This is a genomic window from Elusimicrobiota bacterium (assembly GCA_016722575.1).
GTDB lineage: Bacteria > Elusimicrobiota > Elusimicrobia > FEN-1173 > FEN-1173 > JADKIY01.
On sequence record JADKIY010000001.1, the window covers coordinates 831,403 to 850,996 of the forward strand.

At 59.9% G+C, this 19,594-nt stretch carries 14 protein-coding genes; 7 read left to right on the top strand and 7 right to left on the bottom strand.

The window, feature by feature from the left end; genetic code table 11:
* The first annotated feature begins 35 nt into the window (after positions 1–35).
* On the top strand, positions 36–950 hold the full coding sequence (locus IPP68_03675) for an amidohydrolase (protein MBL0349462.1): 915 nt from the start codon (positions 36–38) through the stop codon (positions 948–950).
* A gap of 13 nt (positions 951–963) precedes the next feature.
* Positions 964–1,542: a hypothetical protein gene (locus IPP68_03680; protein MBL0349463.1), complete on the top strand. Its 579-nt coding sequence runs from the start codon at positions 964–966 to the stop codon at positions 1,540–1,542.
* A gap of 738 nt (positions 1,543–2,280) precedes the next feature.
* Here the strand turns inward: IPP68_03680 and IPP68_03685 are convergent.
* The 7 genes from IPP68_03685 to IPP68_03715 form a co-directional block, all read right to left on the bottom strand.
* On the bottom strand, positions 2,281–3,168 hold the full coding sequence (locus IPP68_03685) for a hypothetical protein (protein MBL0349464.1): 888 nt from the start codon (positions 3,166–3,168) through the stop codon (positions 2,281–2,283).
* Between the two features lie 932 nt (positions 3,169–4,100).
* A complete protein-coding gene (locus IPP68_03690) occupies positions 4,101–4,454 on the bottom strand; it encodes a ThiF family adenylyltransferase (protein ID MBL0349465.1) in 354 nt (117 codons plus the stop codon).
* 2,781 nt (positions 4,455–7,235) lie between these two features.
* The gene (locus tag IPP68_03695; protein MBL0349466.1) at positions 7,236–8,459 is read right to left on the bottom strand and encodes a glycosyltransferase; all 1,224 of its coding nucleotides are present in this window, start codon (positions 8,457–8,459) and stop codon (positions 7,236–7,238) included.
* Positions 8,452–9,114 (bottom strand): hypothetical protein, encoded by a 663-nt coding sequence (locus IPP68_03700; protein MBL0349467.1) that lies wholly within the window; start codon positions 9,112–9,114, stop codon positions 8,452–8,454. The genes IPP68_03695 and IPP68_03700 overlap by 8 nt, the downstream gene beginning before the upstream one ends.
* The gene (otsB, locus tag IPP68_03705; GenBank protein MBL0349468.1) at positions 9,111–9,890 is read right to left on the bottom strand and encodes a trehalose-phosphatase; all 780 of its coding nucleotides are present in this window, start codon (positions 9,888–9,890) and stop codon (positions 9,111–9,113) included. The genes IPP68_03700 and otsB overlap by 4 nt, the downstream gene beginning before the upstream one ends.
* Positions 9,887–12,130 (bottom strand): trehalose-6-phosphate synthase, encoded by a 2,244-nt coding sequence (locus tag IPP68_03710; GenBank protein MBL0349469.1) that lies wholly within the window; start codon positions 12,128–12,130, stop codon positions 9,887–9,889. Before IPP68_03710 ends, otsB begins: the two co-directional genes overlap by 4 nt.
* On the bottom strand, positions 12,127–13,908 hold the full coding sequence (locus tag IPP68_03715; protein MBL0349470.1) for a hypothetical protein: 1,782 nt from the start codon (positions 13,906–13,908) through the stop codon (positions 12,127–12,129). Before IPP68_03715 ends, IPP68_03710 begins: the two co-directional genes overlap by 4 nt.
* A 356-nt stretch (positions 13,909–14,264) precedes the next feature.
* Between IPP68_03715 and IPP68_03720 the strand changes: the two genes are divergently transcribed.
* The 5 genes from IPP68_03720 to IPP68_03740 form a co-directional block, all read left to right on the top strand.
* The gene (locus tag IPP68_03720) at positions 14,265–15,179 is read left to right on the top strand and encodes a calcium/sodium antiporter (protein MBL0349471.1); all 915 of its coding nucleotides are present in this window, start codon (positions 14,265–14,267) and stop codon (positions 15,177–15,179) included.
* 1,813 nt (positions 15,180–16,992) lie between these two features.
* Positions 16,993–17,211 (top strand): hypothetical protein, encoded by a 219-nt coding sequence (locus tag IPP68_03725; protein MBL0349472.1) that lies wholly within the window; start codon positions 16,993–16,995, stop codon positions 17,209–17,211.
* 609 nt (positions 17,212–17,820) lie between these two features.
* The gene (locus tag IPP68_03730) at positions 17,821–18,297 is read left to right on the top strand and encodes a ThiF family adenylyltransferase (protein MBL0349473.1); all 477 of its coding nucleotides are present in this window, start codon (positions 17,821–17,823) and stop codon (positions 18,295–18,297) included.
* 1 nt (position 18,298) lies between these two features.
* The gene (locus tag IPP68_03735; GenBank protein ID MBL0349474.1) at positions 18,299–18,550 is read left to right on the top strand and encodes a hypothetical protein; all 252 of its coding nucleotides are present in this window, start codon (positions 18,299–18,301) and stop codon (positions 18,548–18,550) included.
* Between the two features lie 222 nt (positions 18,551–18,772).
* A partial coding sequence (locus IPP68_03740) for a hypothetical protein (protein MBL0349475.1) occupies positions 18,773–19,594 on the top strand: 822 nt, incomplete at its 3' end.

Genomic DNA, 19,594 nt, shown 5'->3' on the forward strand with positions numbered 1-19,594 from the left:
GGCGGGGCGGGGCGGCCCAACTTTGAGGAGATGAAATGCTGATTACCAACGCGCACGTTCACTTGATCGAGCTTCAAAAGATGATTGAACTTCAGGGGGATGTGCGACTGCCGGCGTCCATCTCCGTCCTTAAAGATTTGGAATCCACGCTGCCTCTGTTGGCCCCGGAAGTCGCGCTTCGGCAAATGGACGAGGCGGGAATCGCGCGCTCCGTTCTCTACGCGGTGGAGGCGCCCATCGTCTACTCTTCGAACGAATACGTTTCCCTGTTGTGCAAAAAATATCCCGACCGATTCATCGGTTTCGCGTCGGTGAATCCCCTGGACCCGGCGGCCCCGGAGAAGCTGGAGCACGCGGTCAAAAATTTGGGCCTCAAGGGTTTGAAGCTGCATCCGCCCCTTCAGGGCTTTTCGGCCAACGACCCGCGCGCCTTCTCGACCTACGAGAAGGCCCAGGCGTTGAACGTCCCCATCGTCTTTCACGTGGGCAGCACCCCCTTCGGTTGCCTGTGCCGGTTGGAACACGCCTCGCCGCTCCTCCTGGATGAAGTCGCGGTGACCTTCCCGAAGCTCCGCCTCCTGATCACCCATCTCGGCACGTTGTGGCACAACGAGTCTTTTATGGTGGTCGAGAAGAATCCGAATGTCTACATCGACACGGCCGCCTACGTGACGGAAATCAAAACCATATTGACCCCGGACATCATCACGCGAATCGGGCCGGACAAAATCATCTTCGGCACCGACTACCCCATGCCCTACGCGGGGAAAGTGCACCGCATGAAAGAGTTCGTGGACGTCGTGAAATCCATCGAGGTGGGGGCCGACGTTCTGGCCGATATATTCCACAACAACTTCCTTCGACTGCTGGAGGGGGACGCTGCCGCCGGGCAAACGATCAACGCCAAGGACATGCTGGCGCGCCTGGCGGGGCCAGGGCGTCCCGGCTAAGGGGCTGGCCCCCATGTCGATTTTCTCCGCCCTCCGCCACCGATTGGTTCGGTGGGAGTACCAACGCCTGGCGGATTACCTCTCGAACGTCGACCCCGAGGCCATTGAAAAAGAAAGCGAACAACGGGTTTTGACGGCGTTTCGCCGCTGGACGCGCGCCGTTCCGGCCTATCGGGAACTGGCGTCGTTGGCGGCCACCCTGGCGGACTTCAAAAGGAACGTCCCCGTGTGCGACAAGGAGTCCCACTTTCAGGGGCACGATTTGCGGAGTCTTTGTCCCGACGGGGACCTTTCCCGCGTTCGGCTTTTTTATTCCAGTTCGGGTTCGTCGCGGGTTTTCTCCTACGGGGCGGAATCGTGGCAAGACCCCCGGCGGTCGGCCCTTGAACTGGAGTTCGTTCTGCACGACAGCCTCTCGGTCTTTGACCGGAAAACGCTGATCGTCAACGGCCTGCCGATGGGGGTGAAGGTCCACACCCGGACGATTCCGTTGATCGAAAGCGGGACGCGCGCGGATGTCGTGTGGGCGCTTTTGAAGAAGCTCAAAATGAATTCGACCAGTTCGTCATTTTCGGGGAGCCGCTTTTTCTAAAGCATTTGATCGAAGGCGGAATCGAGGAGAACGTGCCCTGGCGGGAGTTGGCGGTCCACCTTGTCACCGGTTCCGAATACGTCGCGGAAAATTACCGATCGTACCTCGGCGGATTGCTCGGCATCGATTTTGAAAACCGCGACACGGGCAGCATCACCATCAACTACGGCCTTTCGGAGATAGCCAACAGCGTCGCGCACGAGACGCCCGAGACGATCCTGGCGCGGCGGCGCGCCCACGCCGACCCCGCCCTGCGAAAAACCATTTACGGGACGGATACGCGGCTTTGCCCCGCTATCCTTCAGTACCACCCCTACCAGAATTACCTTGAAACCCTCGGGCCGCCGGGGGAAACGGGGGAGTTGGTGGTGACCACGCCCGACGCTCAAAAAAACTTTCCCTGGTGCGTTACAACACCGAGGACGCGGCGCGGCTCATCGGTTACGGGGCGTTCGATCGACGTCTTCGGGAAGCGGGGCTGGAGTCTCGGCGGCCGCGGTTTCGGCTTCCTTTCGTTTTCGGCTGGGGGCAAGGTCAAGGCCCTGACGACAACGTTCGACCCCTGTGCGCGGAAGAGATCAAAGAAGCGCTTTACGCCGACCCGGAGGTCGCTGCCCGATTCACGGGACGGTTCCGCCTGCCGGATGGGCGAGAACCGCCTGACGCTGATTCTTCCTCGGCCGGGGGTGAAAAACGGGGACGGGCCCTCGGCAGGAGGGGTGGCGAAAAGGCTTGCGTTTACACGGCCGCGAGATCGCCGTGCGGGCGATTCTTCTCGAGTATTCCGACGGGTTTGCGCCGGACTTCGACCGCAAAACCGTTTACATCGACTAAAGCCGTTCGTATTCCGCCAAATAGTCCCCGGTGCGGCAATCGGGGCGGCGGGTTTGTTTCAGCCCCGGGATTTCCCGCCGCCGACTCCAAAGATCCGCCACGCGGCCCGCCACCCATTTCATCGTCCCGGGATTGTAATGCCCCAGGGGGATCGCCAGGCGGATCATCCGCACGCCCTTGGCTTGCTCGGGCGTCAGCATGTTCTCGGCGGCCAGAATGCCGGACTCCAAGTAAAGCTGTGCAAAGGCGCGCTCCGGGTGTCGGTCTTTGGGCAAACAGCCCAAAAGCCCGGCAGTGTCGATGAAGACCGCGTAGCCGGCGGGGGCGACACCACGGGGAACTCCCGCGGCTTTTAAGCGGGTCCAAAGCTCCTGGGCGTTCCGGACGCGGCGGCGCAAGAGCTTTTTCGCTGCGCAGGGATTTTCGCAGGACCGAATACAAACGGGCCTTGGCGTCGACCGATAGGCCCTCGCCGACCAGCATCAAGCGGTCTTGGAATTTGAAGTGAAGGTCCTCGCGGCGGGTCGCAAGGAACCCGCCTACATCCACGGGGAAGTCTTTGGTGGCGCTCATGGTGCAGCCGTCGGAATGGGAGCAGAATTCCCGGACAATGTCGGCGATGGAACGTTGGGCGTATCCGGCTCCCGTTCGCGGATGAACCACGCGTTCTCCGCAACCGGCAGGCGTCGATAAACACGAGCGCCCCGACCGATCGGGCGTATTGATGCACTTCCGGATGTTTTGCATCGACACGGGGTGCCCGCCGACGGCATTGACGGAGGTTTCGACCATGACGTAGGCGATCCGGTCGGCGCCGTGGTCGCGGACGAACGCTTTAGAGCCTCACGTCCAAATTGCCCTTGAAGGATGGTCTCCGTGGAGGTCGTGGGCCTCTGCGACCGGAATGGCCCGGGGCTCGGCGCCGAGAACCTCCGGATGCAGGCGGGTGGTGGGGAACAGCAGATTGTGCAGAACGACTTTCCCCGGCGCGGCGAGCGTCGAGGCCAGGACCAGTTCGGCCGTCCGCCCTGGGCCGCGGGAAGGACGTGCTCGTAGCCGTAGCCCTCCTGGAACAGAGCCCCAAAGACATGAAGTCGGACTCGTGCCGGCCTTTGCCGGAGGGGAAGCGGGCGGTTCGGGAAGATGCATGAGACTGTCCGTCACGAGGTCGACGCGCGCCAGTTGGTTGGTGATCAGGTGCGTGTTGCCGTGAACGCCGTTCAGCACCTCCGGCGCGCGGCGCGGAAAAGCGCACCGCCAAGCGCATGAGGCCCAGGCGATGCAGCCGCAGAACAGCGCGCCCGGTTTGTCCACTATTTCTTAACGGCGCCGGAATCCGCCCCTCCATGGGGTCGTAGAACCGGAAGTTCGGCGCCAGCGCCAAGGAGCCCCAACCGGTTAAAACTTTAAAGATTTCGTTGGCCATAAGAACGCACGTCAGCCAGACCATGGGCGCGAGCGTCGTGCCTTCCCCTTTTTGCATGAGGCGTTCGACGGTGGGCGGGGATAGTATTCGGCCAGGCCTTCGACCCCTGCAGCCGGAGGGAATGGAGAATCAATTCACGGCTCTCCTGGTCGGAAATGCTCGCCACGGCCCGGCCGATGGTCAGCAGCGTAGACTTCCTCCAGAGTGGCGTGTCGGCCGTGAAAACGCGGACGTTCCCGTACGCCACGGCCCATCCTCGATCAGCGGGATCTTTTGGCCCGGGCCGCCCGGCTAAGGGTCACGATAGCGCGAATGTCGTCGATGCTGAGAGCGACGGCGTCGACGCCTTCAGAACCTCGCCGATGTTTTGGTCGGTCATTGTGAGGTATTTGCGCGTGCGGATGGCGGGGTTGATTCGGCGGAGGAACTCCTCGGTTACCTCTGTTTTCAGCCGACCGTTGGTGTCCGTGAACGAATAGATCTGGCGGTTGGAATTGGTGGGTTCAAAGGTCCCGTGGTCCACCAGAACAAAGGATTCGACCCCCAGCCTGGCCAAATTTTCGACGACGACACCGCCCAGACCGCCGAGCCCGCAGACGGCCACGCAAGCTTTGCGGAGGATTTCCTGGTCTTTTTCCGTCAGCAAACCCATGTTGCGATTGACTTGTTTTGATAGTGATCGGACCAGACCATACGGCCTCCAATGGAAATTTGCGATGCTCCATCATGTCACGTTCGGGAGGGGAAATCAACGTCGCAAATCATGCCGGAATCCATGGTGCGGGTCTCTGGCCCGCAACCAATCGGGGGATTTTTTCAATGGATCCAAACGACTTTCGAGGCGTGTCGGCCTGTTCCCAGGCGCACCGATCTGACGCGGGATTTCCAAAACAACGATCGAATCAGAGTTGTGGGCCAGGATCATGACGCGGGGGGGACCGTTTGACCATACAGCCAGGATTGGACGCCGTATGAGATTCAGGGCAAGGTGGAGCGGAGACTTCTTTCCGGCCCCGGGGCGGGGGTTTTCGGGGCGGGATTTAATGGGGCCAGCCTGTCGATGGCGAAGCCCCGCGCCATCACTGATCGCTGGCCTTCGTCGCGCCGCGCAAAGGAGAGTTCCGCCGACGATAATGGTCGACGGTCAAAACCGGCGGACCCCTCACCCCGACGCTCTCCCCACGGACGGGGAAAGGGGGACGTTGATTCTTTTATAACTTAATATAGGGAAACCCCAAACGTTATTTGGATTTCCAACGGGGCAAATCGGACCAGGTAGGTGAAAAAATGGGCCAGGATTTTGTTTGTCCCGTGGGCGACCATGCTTTCGTAGCGACCGCGTTGGAATTCTTTTAGGTCAGGGCCTTCGAAACACAATTTCCGTTCTTAAAACAATTGGTGCAATACCGGTCCGACTCCCGTCGGCGGGATCTTTGTTGAACGGCATCAGGCAAGATTCGCAGGAATTTTTCATTTGAAAAAATGGCGAAACGGGCGGCCCCTCCTTCGGAGGCGGGGCCTATTCGGCCGGTCGCAAACGCCTGCCACTGGCAGGCGGGACCCACGCGGCACTTCCGCTAGCGCGGTCGGGATTTTCCTCTTTCCCGCGATTTCGCGGCTCCTCCGAGACCGGCCCTGGTGGCCGAAACCTGCTGCGGCACGAAAAGGAGATTCCGCTGTTGTTCCTTTGCTGCGACGGGTCGCCGATCGATGATCGGAAATTAAACGCCTTTCGCCTCCGCGGACGCCGGCCCGATCGTCACGCGGCGGTCGGGAGAAGAAGGATCCGCTTTCCGGGAGAAATCGAGGAAAAAATCCTAACGGTCGTTGAGTCAAGCGATTGTGGAGAGGGCGGGTGTGGCGGGCAAGAGTGCGAAAAAGAAAACGATGAGATCGGGCGAAAGCCGGGCCGGGGGGTGGGGGCCGGGGGAGGGAAAAAACCCGGAAGAGCCACCTTCTTCCCCGGGGGAAAAAATGGCGGCTTTTTGAAATTCCTACAACTGTGGTGCCACTGACCTTCCCTAATATAGCACACCACTTTTGGGAAAACTACCGACTGACCGGCGAATACCACATCCGGCCGTCGAAATTGGGGACGGAATGAGGCGGGCCCCTCCTTTCATTCCCTCGCCCCCTGGGAGAGGGCTAGGTGAGGGGTCCGCCGCTTTTCGACCGTCGACCGCTATCACCGGCGGAAACCACCGCGCCGCTGTCCTCACCGTCACGGTGATTATCAATGGTGATCGTATGGTGGTAGATCATTGATTGTCCGTCCCCGGCGCTCAGCCACCAAAGCCCGCGCCTGAAAAACCCAACCCCGCAAACCCGGAAAACCCCCGGCCTTCGGCCGGGAGAAGTCTCCTCTCCGGTTGATTCGTTCCCCCCGGAAAACCCCCGGACGCTGACCGCTGCGGTTGATCGTTTCACCCCGGGTCGCTCCGGCGGCTCGGCACGGTGCGCCTCGCCACCTCCGCTCCGTCGCCTGGGGGACTGTACCGCTGTCCGCTGTGGTGGGAACGCGGTTTCCGGGCTAGCGCCCTCCAACCAGCCCTTCGGGCCCAGGGCCTTTTCGGCCCGTCGCAATCGCGTGCCACCGGCACGCGCGACCCTCGCCTCCCTCGGCTCGGTCAAAACTCCCGCTCGGAGCGTGGTCCGCGGCCCCGCCCTCGGGCTCAGTCGTCCCCGCAAACTGTCATTCCCTAGTGGGTAGATCGCCCGGCGCGGGGCCACTCCACACTGGCGAGAGGAACGCCGCCCGCTCCGCCGTGAGGGAACCCCCAAAAAATTCCCAAGGCCTGGCGCGCGCAAATCCAGGTTGTTGCCAAAGGGCGGCAATGGTCTTATATAGTCGTCCCCGGGGTCAAAAACACAGCCCCCGGGGCCGCACTTCAACTCCATTCGCAGGCCCAGCCTTGTCTCCAAGGCCCGGCCAGCCCCGCCGTCGCGCCTCGCGCGTGGGCTCGCTCACAAAATGCCAGCTTCATTGTTTTCGCGGTTGGGTAAGGGTTTCTCGGGTCACAACAACCTCAGTGCTTGGTGGTGGCCTCTGCAAGCACCGGCTCCATTGCGCCGCCGCGCCGGCCACACATCGGCCCGCGCGTCACCGCTGCCGGTGCTGCCAGGCTTAAACCGCCCCCCCTCCCCCCAATACCGCGGCCACAATTCGGCCGCATTGGGCGGGCTGGGGGGCTGCCTGGCTGGTGGCCCCCCAACCCCCCGGGTTTTTCCACCAAAACCAAAAACACTGAATTGGGCGCACGAACCGCGCCCAATTCAAAAGCCACCTAGCCCGAATTTTCCAGGTGGATCTCGGGATTTGATGGAAAATTCGGGCCTTTTCCGCCTCAGTCTTCGCGCCCAACTGGGGAATCCGGGTTCATTCGGAAAAGTTTTCTGCGGGAATTTTCTTGTTTTCTAATGATAATTGTCTTGGCTAAAGGCGGATGATATGTTCCCCTGGATTTAAGACGGAATGGAACAGCATGAGGTAATCCCTCAAATGCCGGGTCACAAGGAAATTTTGCCTAACATGTTGACGGCCGTTTTCCCCTAATTTCTTCGCCCAGAGGGGCTCTTTCAACAGACGCGTCATCGCCCGGGCGGCTTCGGCCACTGAATCCACCAACAACCCCGTGTGCTCGTGAAGGACCTGTTGGGGAATGCCGCCCACGGCGCCGCCGATCACTGGCCGTCCTTTCCAAAGGGCCTCCGAAACGGTCAACCCAAAACCCTCGCGGAGCGATTTCTGAACGACGACCGCTGAGGCCCGTTGAAGGGCATTAATTTCGATATGGCTCGTGGGGGGAAGGTTCAGAACGATAATATCGGGGTTCCCCTTGGCCTTTTCCCGCACCTCGGCCAACACCTGTATTCCCTCAGGATCATCGTCCGCGGCCCCTCCAACGATCAAAAGCCGGGCCGGACATTCTTTGCGCGCCCATTGGAAGGCCTCGATCACCCCCACCGGGTCCTTCAGCCGGTCAAACCGCGAAACCTGCGTGACCAAGGGTTTATCCAGAGGCACGCCGAGCCTTTCGATAATGGTTTTGATTTCCCGATCCTCCAAGGGTCGGTTTTTGTCGCTCAATGGGTCGATGGACGGGGCGATCAATACCTGGGGAATGGGAAGGTTTTGGGCGAAGGCGGGGGTCGAAAAAACGGCTGCGTCGAAGGATTCAATGATGGGCCGCAAATAATCCCAAAGAATTTGGTCCCGCTGGGTCAGATCGATGTGGCAACGCCAAATCCACCGGTTTTTCCAGGCCGCCCTCTTTTGGACCAGGGGGGCGGGCTGGGGGTCATGAATATAAACGATGTCCGAGTCCAATGCCAGGAGCGCCGCGTTTCCTTCGACGGTTTCCTCATACACGCGAAAATCCGCCGGTTCAAATCGAACGGGGTCCCCGTGCAAGGCGTTGTGGATTTTCTTGGTCACAATGTAAAAGGCTTCCCCGCCTTTGAGAACCTCCCATCGGGCGTCCATCCCCAGCCCCTTCAACAGGGGAATCATTCCGTTCAATATTTCCGCCACCCCGCCGCCGACGGCCGTGGAATTGATATTGACCACCCGTTTCCCGGTCAAGGGCTCGGCCAAAAGCTGCAATTCCTCCAAAACGTCCGACCCCACCACCGCCCGATAATCCTCAAGCCTAAGCACGGGAGCCCTCGGTGGAAGCGAACAATTCGATCAATTCCTTCCGAATATCACCCAGGGTTTTTAAAGCCAAATTCACGTCCCGCACTTTTTCGGCAAGCAGAGGGTCCCCCCACTCCGCGGAACACCAAATGGATAAGTCATTTTCACCCGGCGGCAATCGCAATTTCGCCTCGAAAAGGTGGAGATAGAGGCTCCCGTCGCTCACGCGGGCCAAAGCCTCCGCCAATTCTTTCGGATTCGCCGCGACGTGCGGGGTCGGTATGGAAAAACGCCGGGCGGACATGAAAAGGAAGGCTTTTCCCTCGGGCAATTGGGGCGGGGATGGATTTTTCCTCACATGGGTTTCGAGAGTCTGGACCAAAGCGGCACGGAGTTGCGCCAAAGTCGAATGCTTTAACGGGTTGACGTCCGACAATGCCTTTGCCAAATCCTTCTCCCCGGCGATTTTATCCGCCCAGTAGGCGAAATCGTTGACCGGTTCCGGAACCAAAAACTGGTGCTCATATAAAAACCGATGGGTGTGTTGATAGATGACCGCTTCGGGGACTTGGCGCAAACCGTCCAACAATTCCCATGCGTTCCGGGCTTTTTCGTTCCGAATCAAGGTCAACGCCAGTCGGGTGAAAAAACGAAAAGGCGACTTGGCGATTCTCATGAAATCTTCCCGGCACATTCGAGAGCCCAGCTGAGGAAGCGGCCCACCTCCCGTTGATGGGAAAGCCGCATGGCCGCGCGGGTCTTGCCCGGCCCGACCTTCACACCGAGGCCGTGCCCCGCCACCACCCTGAACATGTCCTCATCCGTCACATCGTCCCCTACCGCCACGACGAAGGGCCGGCCGCGACGCCGCCAGAGGTTGATCAAAGCCCGCCCTTTGTCCCACCGCACGCGCGGCCTCAATTCCCACACGCAGTGTCCCCGGGTCCAGTGGAACGCCTGAGCGTGGGTCTTCCTCTTTAAAATGGCCAAGCGTCTTCGAAATAGTCCAAGCCGCCCGGGGCGCACCCGACGGTAATGAACGCTGATCCCAAAACCCTTTTCTTCGACGTGCACGCCCGCGACGCCGCGCATGTGTTCGCCCGCCAGCCGCATCAACTCTCCCGTGTGCCGCTTCAAAAGAACCGCAGCCCGATTGATGTGTCGAAATCCGGGCCCCGCCATTTCAAGGCCATGGTTCCCGCCATAAAACGCCTTTTCGACTCCCACGCGCCTTCGCACGTCCCCCAAGGAGCGGCCGCTGACCACCGCCAGGTCGCAGGACTCGGCCAATTCGGCAAGGCGCTTTCGACTTGCCGGATTCAACCGGGCACGCGACGGATGGTCCACCAGGGGGGCCAGCGTCCCGTCAAAATCCAAAACAAGCATCGCGCGTTTCGCGGCCGAAATCTTTTCTCCCCACTTGTTGGAATGGGGCCAAAAGGACTTGGTCATAAGGTGCGCAATGTGGCGGATTCGGTCGGCAACCGCACCCGCGTCAATTCCTCAATCAGTTCCCCGGCCCAGCGGTAAATGTTGTGCTCCCGCACCATTTCACGCATTCGTTTCATCCGGTCGGCTTGTTCATCGGCGGGCATCTCCAGGGCGACCCGGAGGGCGTCGGCCATACGCTCCGTGTCGTAGGGGTTGACCAACAGGGCGTCCCGCAGTTCCCGGGCCGCCCCCGCAAAGGGACTCAAGATCAAAACCCCGGCGTTGTCGGGCCGCGCGGCCACGAATTCCTTGGCCACCAGGTTCATGCCGTCGTGCAGCGACGTCACCAGGCACACATCCGCGGACCGGTAGAACGGCAGAATTTCAGAGTGATTGTGGTGGCGTTTCAAGAAGACGATGGGCCGCCAGTCCCTCTTTTTATATTTCCAATTGATTCTCTCCGCCTCGGCGTCCACCTCCGCCAGGAAATCGTGGTACCGTTTGATGTGGGTTCGGCTGGGCGCGCCCAATTGCACGTAGGTTAATTCCCCCAGGAATTCGGGAAATTTCTCAAAAAAGCGTTCAATTCCATGAAGCCGCTCCAGCACGCCCTTGGTGTAGTCCATCCGCTCGACCCCCACCGCCAGGAAACGGGTTTTGATTCCCAACTCCTTCAAGAGGGCCGCCCGGTCCGGCCCCGGGCCCAAGTCCTCGGGAAAATCCACGCTGATGGGAAAGGGCTTCACCAACGTGGAATGGTTTTCCCGGTTGACGGTAAACCGTTCCCACTCGATCCGGCATTCCAACACCCGGTCCACGGTCTCCATGAAATTGTTGCAATGGAATTGCGTGTGGAAGCTCACCAAATCGGCGCCCAGCATCCCCGCGAGCAGGTCCTTTTGCCAAGGACAAATTCCAAAGGCTTCGGGGTTGGGCCATGGAATATGCCAAAAAACGGCCACCCGGGCGTCCGGGCGCTTGGCTTTTAGAATTTTGGGCAGGAGGGCGAAATGATAATCCTGGATCAACACGCAGGGGTTATCGATCCCCTTGATTTCCTCCAACACGGCCCTGGCGAATTTCTCATTGACGGCCTGATAGGCCGCGAAGTCCTGGGCCCGGAATAGGGGCCGCGTGTGGGCGATGTGGCAAAGCGGCCACAATCCCTCGTTGGCGAATCCGTAGTAATATCCGTTTTCCTCTTCCTTTGTGATGGCCACGCGTCTCAACGTGTAGAAAGGATCGTCCGGCGGCACCCGCAAGCGATTGCTTTCATCCACCGTTTCCCAATCGGCGTCCCCGGCTCCGTGGGCCACCCAGGTCCCGCCGGCGGCGCGCATCACGGGGTCCAGGGCCGTGACCAATCCGCCGGCGGGGACGATCCATTTCACGTTCCGGCCTTCGCGGGAGTGCATATACGGCTCGCGGTTGGACACCACGATCAACGGTTTCCCGTTGAGTTTTAGCTTGACGTGTTCCTTGAGCCGTTCGGCCGTCCAAAGGGATTCGGCGGTTTGGCGCAGGCGGGCCTCCTCCTCGGCGGCGGTTTTGGCCTGAACCAAATGCCGCGCAAACCGCGACGCCTCCTTGGCCAGAGGGGCGAACAGTTCGGAATGGGGGAGGGGCGGGTTTCCCACGGTTTCACCGGCCCGCAATTTCTTCATCCATTCCGCCATTTGACGGATGGGCCCCAACACGCTCCAGCGCATGAGGCCCAAAATGATGAGGGTGATTAGCGTCATTTGGACGAGAGCCCGGCCAAAGGAGTGACGCCAGATGCGGGCCAGATAACCCCGAATGTAGGTCGCGTCGTGAACGATCAACAGGGCCCCCGCGGTTTGTTCCTCCGTCACGATGGGGAAGGCGAAGGCGTATTCGGGCTTGCCGCGCCAATGGACATATTCTCCCCGCTCGAGGCGCGTGTCCATGGCCTCCGCCACCAATTCCGGTTTTTCCGGCAATATTTTCAAAAGGGCGCTCGTCCCCGCCAGGGCTTTGTCCTTGGCATCAAACACCACAATTCCCGTCAACCGGACCCGGCCTTCAAAACGGCGGACAATTCGCTCCAGACTCTTGGCGTCCCCCTTGGCCAAGGCCGAGCCCACGGACTCCTCGAGCCCCTCGGCCACCAGAGACGAACGCCGGTCCAGCTCCTCGGTTTGGCGGCTCCGCTCCTGCCTCATCAGGAGATACGCGGATCCGGCCGCCACCAGGAAAACAGAGACAAGCATGGAGATGATGAACTGAACGGTCATTTTCATAACAGCACCTCGATGACGATGATCGCCAGGATCAGGGCGGTGAGTTTAATGATGAATGGTCCCATCATTTTAAACCAGTCCCAGGGGGTGAAATTCGGATCGATGTCTTTTCGGATAAAAGAAAAAGCCACAACCGATTGGGCCGACCCAATGTGGGTCAGGCAGCCGCCGACGGCGTAGCCGGCGATTTGCGCCATGGCTGATATATGGACCACGCCGGTTTCGAACCCCCGCAGGGCCCTCCCGGCGAAGTCGGCAACGACATTGTTATCCAAAAGAGCCGACAGGAGCCCCGTTCCGATGAATTGGGCCGCAGCGACGGCCATCAGCCCTCCGTGCTCTAAGCCCCATTGGAGGCCCCGGGCCAGATGGGAAAAGAAATCGGTTTTTTGGAGGAGCGAAATGGAGAAGAACAAGGGAATCAAGAACAAATATTCCTGGGTTTCGTGCCAAGCCTCCCGCCAGGCCAGAGAGCGCATCTTTTTTCGCAAGGCAATGGCCAGGAAAGCCGTGGCGTATCCGGCCCAGGATGCAAAAAACAATGGAACATCGTGGTTCACAGCGTGCAAGATCAATAACCCAACGAAGGGAAGAAAGGACAAGCAGGCCCAACGTTGCACGGTTCGTCGCGGGCCCCGCATTTTTTCCAGCCGCCGATCCAAGGCAACGGCGGATTCGTCTGCCTTGTGATCGTTGCGACCGAAAACATGGACGTAATAATCATCCAGGGTTTCGGAGATATCCTCCGCCAGATAACGCCCCAGGAGGCGAAGCCGCGTGTCCCGGGGCACTTTTTCATTGACCAAGGCCTCGCCAAAGGGGACTCCCCGGTGGAGGCGTTCGACAACGGCTGGGTAATGCGCACCGATCGCCTCTCGGTGCTCCTCGGCGAATTCCACCGGGAGGACCACCTCGCCATGTCGGTCGGCCTGCATGAACCGCACATCGGCGGTGTGTCGATCCAAAATATCCAATCGTCTGAAGTCGACGATTTTGTCCCGCAGCGCCGGACGCAATCGAAGGAGCACCAGGAGATAACTCGCCAGTGCCGCGGGCAGGCAGTAGCGAAGGAAAAAACCGTCAGTCAAAAGGGGATGCAAATTGGCTTTCATGATCAAATTGGGCGGTTCGCCGTAGGCCAACCACATGCCGGACACCGTGGTGATGACCGTGGCCATCATCACGGAGAAAAGGACGTCCCGGTCTTTGACTTTCGCCCAAAACAGGAGTATGACCAGGGTCCGGGTCAATAGGCCGATCATGGAAACCCCATCCAAAACGCCCGAGGCCAGCGCGACGATTCCCGCCAACAGGCCGACGGTGGGAAAAACCCGCCCGCGCCATCGGGAGAGCAGACCGAAGGCCATGGTCTCCAACAATCGGGACTGGGAAATCGCCGACACAAAATAGGTCAGCCCGACGATAAAGAGCATCGTGTCCAAATGGATCAGGCCGTCCAGCGCGTGGAAATGGAAAAAATTCCGGACCACGAATTCCGCGAGGGCCGATGGACCCCGAATCGTCCACTCTTCTCGCAAAGACGAAGTCGGCCACCAGCGGGTGAAGAACGTCGCTGCAATGACCATCCCCGCCCCGAAGGTCAGGGCGTTTTTGTCTAAACGCCAGGAAATAGAACCAAAGACAAAAAGGGCCAGGACCGTCAATATCACTTCCAGGGCCAAAAACCAGACCGGCCATGGACCCGGCGAGAGCCAGGCTATGAGAAAGGCCAAGACGGCTGAGGCGGACAAAAAAGGAAGGGCGGGAATTCGTCTCACCGTTCCGTCGCTCCGCCGCCCGCCATGCGGGCGGGCAAAAAACGACGGTCGAGGGGCCAAGGCTCCGGGTCCCCACCCCGCTGCGTTTTTTCGATGGCACGGTCCAGCTCAATAACCATCATGTATAGTCGTCCTCCAAAAAAATAAGACCGCCACCCCGTCCACCTCTCCGACGGTTTCCCGTCCGAGGTTCGCGGAATGGCGGCCCGACCATTCAAATCCTCCGAAAGCAATTACGCTTTCGGACCCTTTTATATTTCCAGCTTCAATGATAGCCTATTTCCAGTGAACGTCAAAACAAGGAATTATTACGAGAGGCATTTCTTTCCCTCCCCTTCGCGGCGGGGGGTCGCCTCATGATTGATTCGGCCCTTCTTCTCCTTGGGATCGCCTGCGCGGCAACGGGAGGGGAGCTTTTTGTGCGCGGCGCCGTTGGGCTCGCTCGGCGAACAGGGCTTTCCCCGGCGCTCATCGGCGCCACGGTGGCCGCCTTTGCCACCTCCAGCCCGGAATTGTCCGTCGCCATCGGGTCCGCCCTCGCCAGGGAGCCGCAAATCTCATTGGGGGATGCGTTTGGGAGCAACGTCGTCAACGTCGCCCTCATCCTCGGGCTCGGGTTGTCCCTTTCGGGGATCAAGGCCTCCCGTATCGAGGTTCGTCGGGAAGTGGCGCTGGCCCTTTTGGTCCAAATCTTGCTGGGGATTGTTATCCTGGATGGCCGGGTTTCTCGTGGGGAGGGCTTTTTCCTCCTATGCGTTTTTGCGGGGTGGTTGGCGGCGCTAATTCGTGGGGCATCCAAAAATACAGTCGAAGTTCGGCTGCTCTCTCTCGCCGATCGCCTTCCCGTGGTGTTGGCCTGTAATTTAGCCGGGCTCGCCCTGCTTGTGGTCGCGGGTCGGTTGGTGGTGGCGGGGGCGCGGGGGTTGGCCTATTCCTGGGGAATCAGCGAGTTCATGGTTGGGGCCATTCTCGTTTCACTGGGGACATCCGTGCCAGAACTGGCCACAACGCTTGTCGCGAAACTTCGAAAACAAGACGCCCTCGGTCTGGGGGTCGTTTTAGGGAGCAATATTTTCAATGGTTTGTTTATCGTCCCCGTCGCCGCTCTTATTTGCCCCATTTACGTGAGTCGATCCTCAGCGGGGGTTTCACTCTTGTTTGGGGCCGCGGCCGTAACCCTTCTATACCCCAATCGATCGGGATTTGTCGGTCGTCAACGAGGCTTTTTTCTGCTGGCGCTATATGTTATTTACCTGGTTGTTCTTCTTTAGAAATAGTTCTCGCTAAGGTCCTAGCCGATCGCTTTATCAAGGGTTTGGTTCGGAGAATGAAGTCCGGAGCGCGGACACAATATTTGAATTTGTATCGGGCCCCCGCGCCGTGATCTTGACAATCGTATGCTTAAAGAATACGATCTCCCGCGATGTCCAGAACTTCGGAGGAACTGAAGGAAAAAATTGTGACCATCCGGTTCACCAAGAAGGAATACGAGTCAATCTGGGAACGGGCCAAACGAGAACACCGTGACCTGTCTAATTTCATCCGGGCACTCGTTTTAAAAATGGTGGAGCGGAGGTAATTTTTTTTGGGCTGACATGTATGCTTAAAGAATACATGGAATGAACAAATGCTCTTTTACAACCCAGGAAAAAACCGGCGGACCCGACCGCCACGTTCCACGTGTCGGCCCGGGCTCGCCAGAAACGTCAAAAGTGCGTGCGCGCCAGGCCTTGGGAATTTTTTGGGGGTTCCCTCACGGCGGAGCGGGCGGCGTTCCTCTCGCCAGTGTGGAGTGGCCCCGCGCCGGGCGATCTACCCACTAGGGAATGACAGTTTGCGGGGACGACTGAGCCCGAGGGCGGGGCCGCGGACCACGCTCCGGAGCGGGAGTTTTGACCGAGCCGAGGGAGGCGAGGGTCGCGCGTGCCGGTGGCACGCGATTGCGACGGGCCGAAAAGGCCCTGGGCCCGAAGGGCTGGTTGGAGGGCGCTAGCCCGGAAACCGCGTTCCCACCACAGCGGACAGCGTACAGTCCCCCAGGCGACGGAGCGGAGGTGGCGAGGCGCACCGTGCCGAGCCGCCGGAGCGACCCGGGGTGAAACGATCAACCGCAGCGGTCAGCGTCCGGGGGTTTTCCGGGGGGAACGAATCAACCGGAGCGGAGACTTCTCCCGGCCGAAGGCCGGGGGTTTTCCGGGTTTGCGGGGTTGGGTTTTTCAGGCGCGGGCTTTGGTGGCTGAGCGCCGGGGACGGACAATCAATGATCTACCACCATACGATCACCATTGATAATCACCGTGACGGTGAGGACAGCGGCGCGGTGGTTTCCGCCGGTGATAGCGGTCGACGGTCGAAAAGCGGCGGACCCCTCACCCTAGCCCTCTCCCCAGGGGGCGAGGGAATGAAAGGAGGGCCCGCCTCATTCCGTCCCCAATTTCGACGGCCGGATGTGGTATTCGCCGGTCAGTCGGTAGTTTTCCCAAAAGTGGTGTGCTATATTAGGGAAGGTCAGTGGCACCACAGTTGTAGGAATTTCAAAAAAGCCGCCATTTGCTGTTTCCCCCCGGGGAAGAAGGTGGCTCTTCCGGGGTTTTCCCACCCTCGGGCGACCAAACCCCCTCCGGGCCTGATCGCCGATCTCATCGGTTTTCCTTTCCGCACTCTTGCCCGCCACACCCCGCCTCTCCACAATCGCTTGACTCAACGACCGTTAGGATTTTTCCTCGATTTCTCCCGGAAAGCGGATCCTTCTTCTCCCGACCGCCGCGTGACGATCGGGCCGGCGTCCGCGGGAGGCGAAAGCGTTTAATTTCCGATCATCGATCGGCGACCCGTCGCAGTAAAGGAACAACAGCGGAATCTCCTTTTCGTGCCGCAGCAGGTTTCGGCCACCAGGGCCGGTCCTCGGAGGAGCCGCGAAATCGCGGGAAAGAGGAAAATCCCGACCGCGCTAGCGGAAGTGCCGCGTGGGTCCCGCCTGCCAGTGGCAGGCGTTTGCGACCGGCCGAATAGGCCCCGCCTCCGAAGGAGGGGCCGCCCGTTTCGCCATTTTTTCAAATGAAAAATTCCTGCGAATCTTGCCTGATGCCGTTCAACAAAGATCCCGGCCGACGGGAGTCGGACCGGTATTGCAATTATTGTTTTAAGAACGGGAAATTGTGTTTCGAAGGCCCTGACCTAAAAGAATTCCAACGCGGTCGCTACGAAAGCATGGTCGCCCAATCCTGGCGCATTTTTTCACCTACCTGGTCCGATTTGCCCCCGTTGGAAATCCAAATAACGTTTTGGGGTTCCCTATATTAAGTTATAAAGAATCAACGTCCCCTTTCCCCGTCCGTGGGAGAGCGTCGGGGTGAGGGGTCCGCCGGTTTTTGACCGTCGACCATTATCGTCGGCGGAACTCTCTCGCGCGGCGCGACGAAGGGACAGCGATCATCAGTGATGGCGCGGGGCTTCGCCATCGACAGGCTGGCCCCATTAAATCCCGCCCCGAGAAAACCCCGCCCCGGGGCCCGGAAAGTCTCCGCTCCACCTTGCCCTTCGAATCTCATACGGCGTCCAATCCTGGCTGTATGGTCAAACGGTCTCCCCGCGTCATGGGGATCCTGGCCCACAACTCTGATTCGATCGTTGTTTTGGAAATCCCGCGTCAGATCGGTGCGCCTGGGAACAGGCCGACACGCCTCGAAAGTCGTTTGATCCATTGGAAAAATCCCCGATTGGTTGCGGGCAGAGACCCGCACCATGGATTCGGCATGATTTGCGACGTTGATTTCCCTCCCGAACGTGACATGATGGAGCATCGCAAATTCCCCATTGGAGGCCGTATGGTCTGGTCCGATCACTATCAAAACAAGTCAATCGCAACATGGGTTTGCTGACGGAAAAAGACCAGGAAATCCTCCGCAAAGCTTGCGTGGCCGTCTGCGGCTCGGCGGTCTGGGCGGTGTCGTCGTCGAAAATCTGGCCAGGCTGGGGGTCGAATCCTTTGTTCTGGTGGACCACGGGACCTTTGAACCCACCAATTCCAACCGCCAGATCTATTCGTTCACGGACACCAACGGTCGGCTGAAAACAGAGGTAACCGAGGAGTTCCTCCGCCGAATCAACCCCGCCATCCGCACGCGCAAATACCTCACAATGACCGACCAAAACATCGGCGAGGTTCTGGAAGGCGTCGACGCCGTCGCTCTCAGCATCGACGACATTCGCGCCATCGTGACCCTTAGCCGGGCGGCCCGGGCCAAAAAGATCCCGCTGATCGAGGGATGGGCCGTGGCGCAGGAACGTCCGCGTTTTCACGGCCGACACGCCCACTCTGGAGGAAGTCTACGCTTTGCCGACCATCGGCCGGGCCGTGGCGAGCATTTCCGACCAGGAGAGCCGTGAATTGATTCTCCATTCCCTCCGGCAATTGCAGGGGGTCGAAGGCCTGGCCGAATACTATCCCCCGCCCACCGTCGAACGCCTCATGCAAAAAGGGGAAGGCACGACGCTCGCGCCCATGGTCTGGCTGACGTGCGTTCTTATGGCCAACGAAATCTTTAAAGTTTTAACCGGTTGGGGCTCCTTGGCGCTGGCGCCGAACTTCCGGTTCTACGACCCGATGGAGGGGCGGATTCCCGGCGCCGTTAAGAAATAGTGGACAAACCGGCGCGCTGTTTCTGCGGCTGCATCGCCTGGGGCCATGCGCTTGGCGGTGCGCTTTCCCGCGCCGCGCGCCGGGAGGTGCTGAACGGCGTTCACGGCAACACGCACCTGATCACCAACCAACTGGCGCGCGTCGACCTCGTGACGGACAGTCTCATGCATCTTCCCGGAACCGCCCGCTTCCCCTCCGGCAAAGGCCGGCGCGATCCGGGAAGTGCATCAATACGCCCGATCGGTCGGGGCGCTCGTGTTCATCGACGCGTGCCGCTTCGCGGAGAACGCGTGGTTCATCCGCGAACGGGAGCCGGGATACGCCCAACGTTCCATCGCCGACATTGTCCGGGAATTCTGCTCCCATTCCGACGGCTGCACCATGAGCGCCACCAAAGACTTCCCCGTGGACGTAGGCGGGTTCCTTGCGACCCGCCGCGAGGACCTTCACTTCAAATTCCAAGACCGCTTGATGCTGGTCGGCGAGGGCCTATCGGTCGACGCCAAGGCCCGTTTGTATTCGGTCCTGCGAAAATCCCTGCGCAGCGAAAAGCTCTTGCGCCGCCGCGTCCGGAACGCCCGGGAGCTTTGGACCCGCTTAAAAGCCGCGGGAGTTCCCGTGGTGTCGCCCCCCGCCGGCTACGCGGTCTTCATCGACACCGCCGGGCTTTTTGGGCTGTTTGCCCCAAAGACCGACACCCGAGCGCGCCTTTTGCACCAGCTTTACTTGGAGTCCGGCATTCTGGCCGCCGAGAACATGCTGACGCCCGAGCAAGAAGCCAAGGGCGTGCGGATGATCCGCCTGGCGATCCCCTGGGGCATTACAATCCAGGACGATGAAATGGGTGGCGGCCGCGTGGCGGATCTTTGGAGTCGGCGGCGGGAAATCCCGGGGCTGAAACTAAACCCGCCGCCCCGATTGCCGCACCGGGGACTATTTGGCGGAATACGAACGGCTTTAGTCGATGTAAACGGTTTTTGCGGTCGAAGTCCGGCGCAAACCCCGTCGGAATACTCCGAAAAGGAATCGCCCGCACGGCGATCT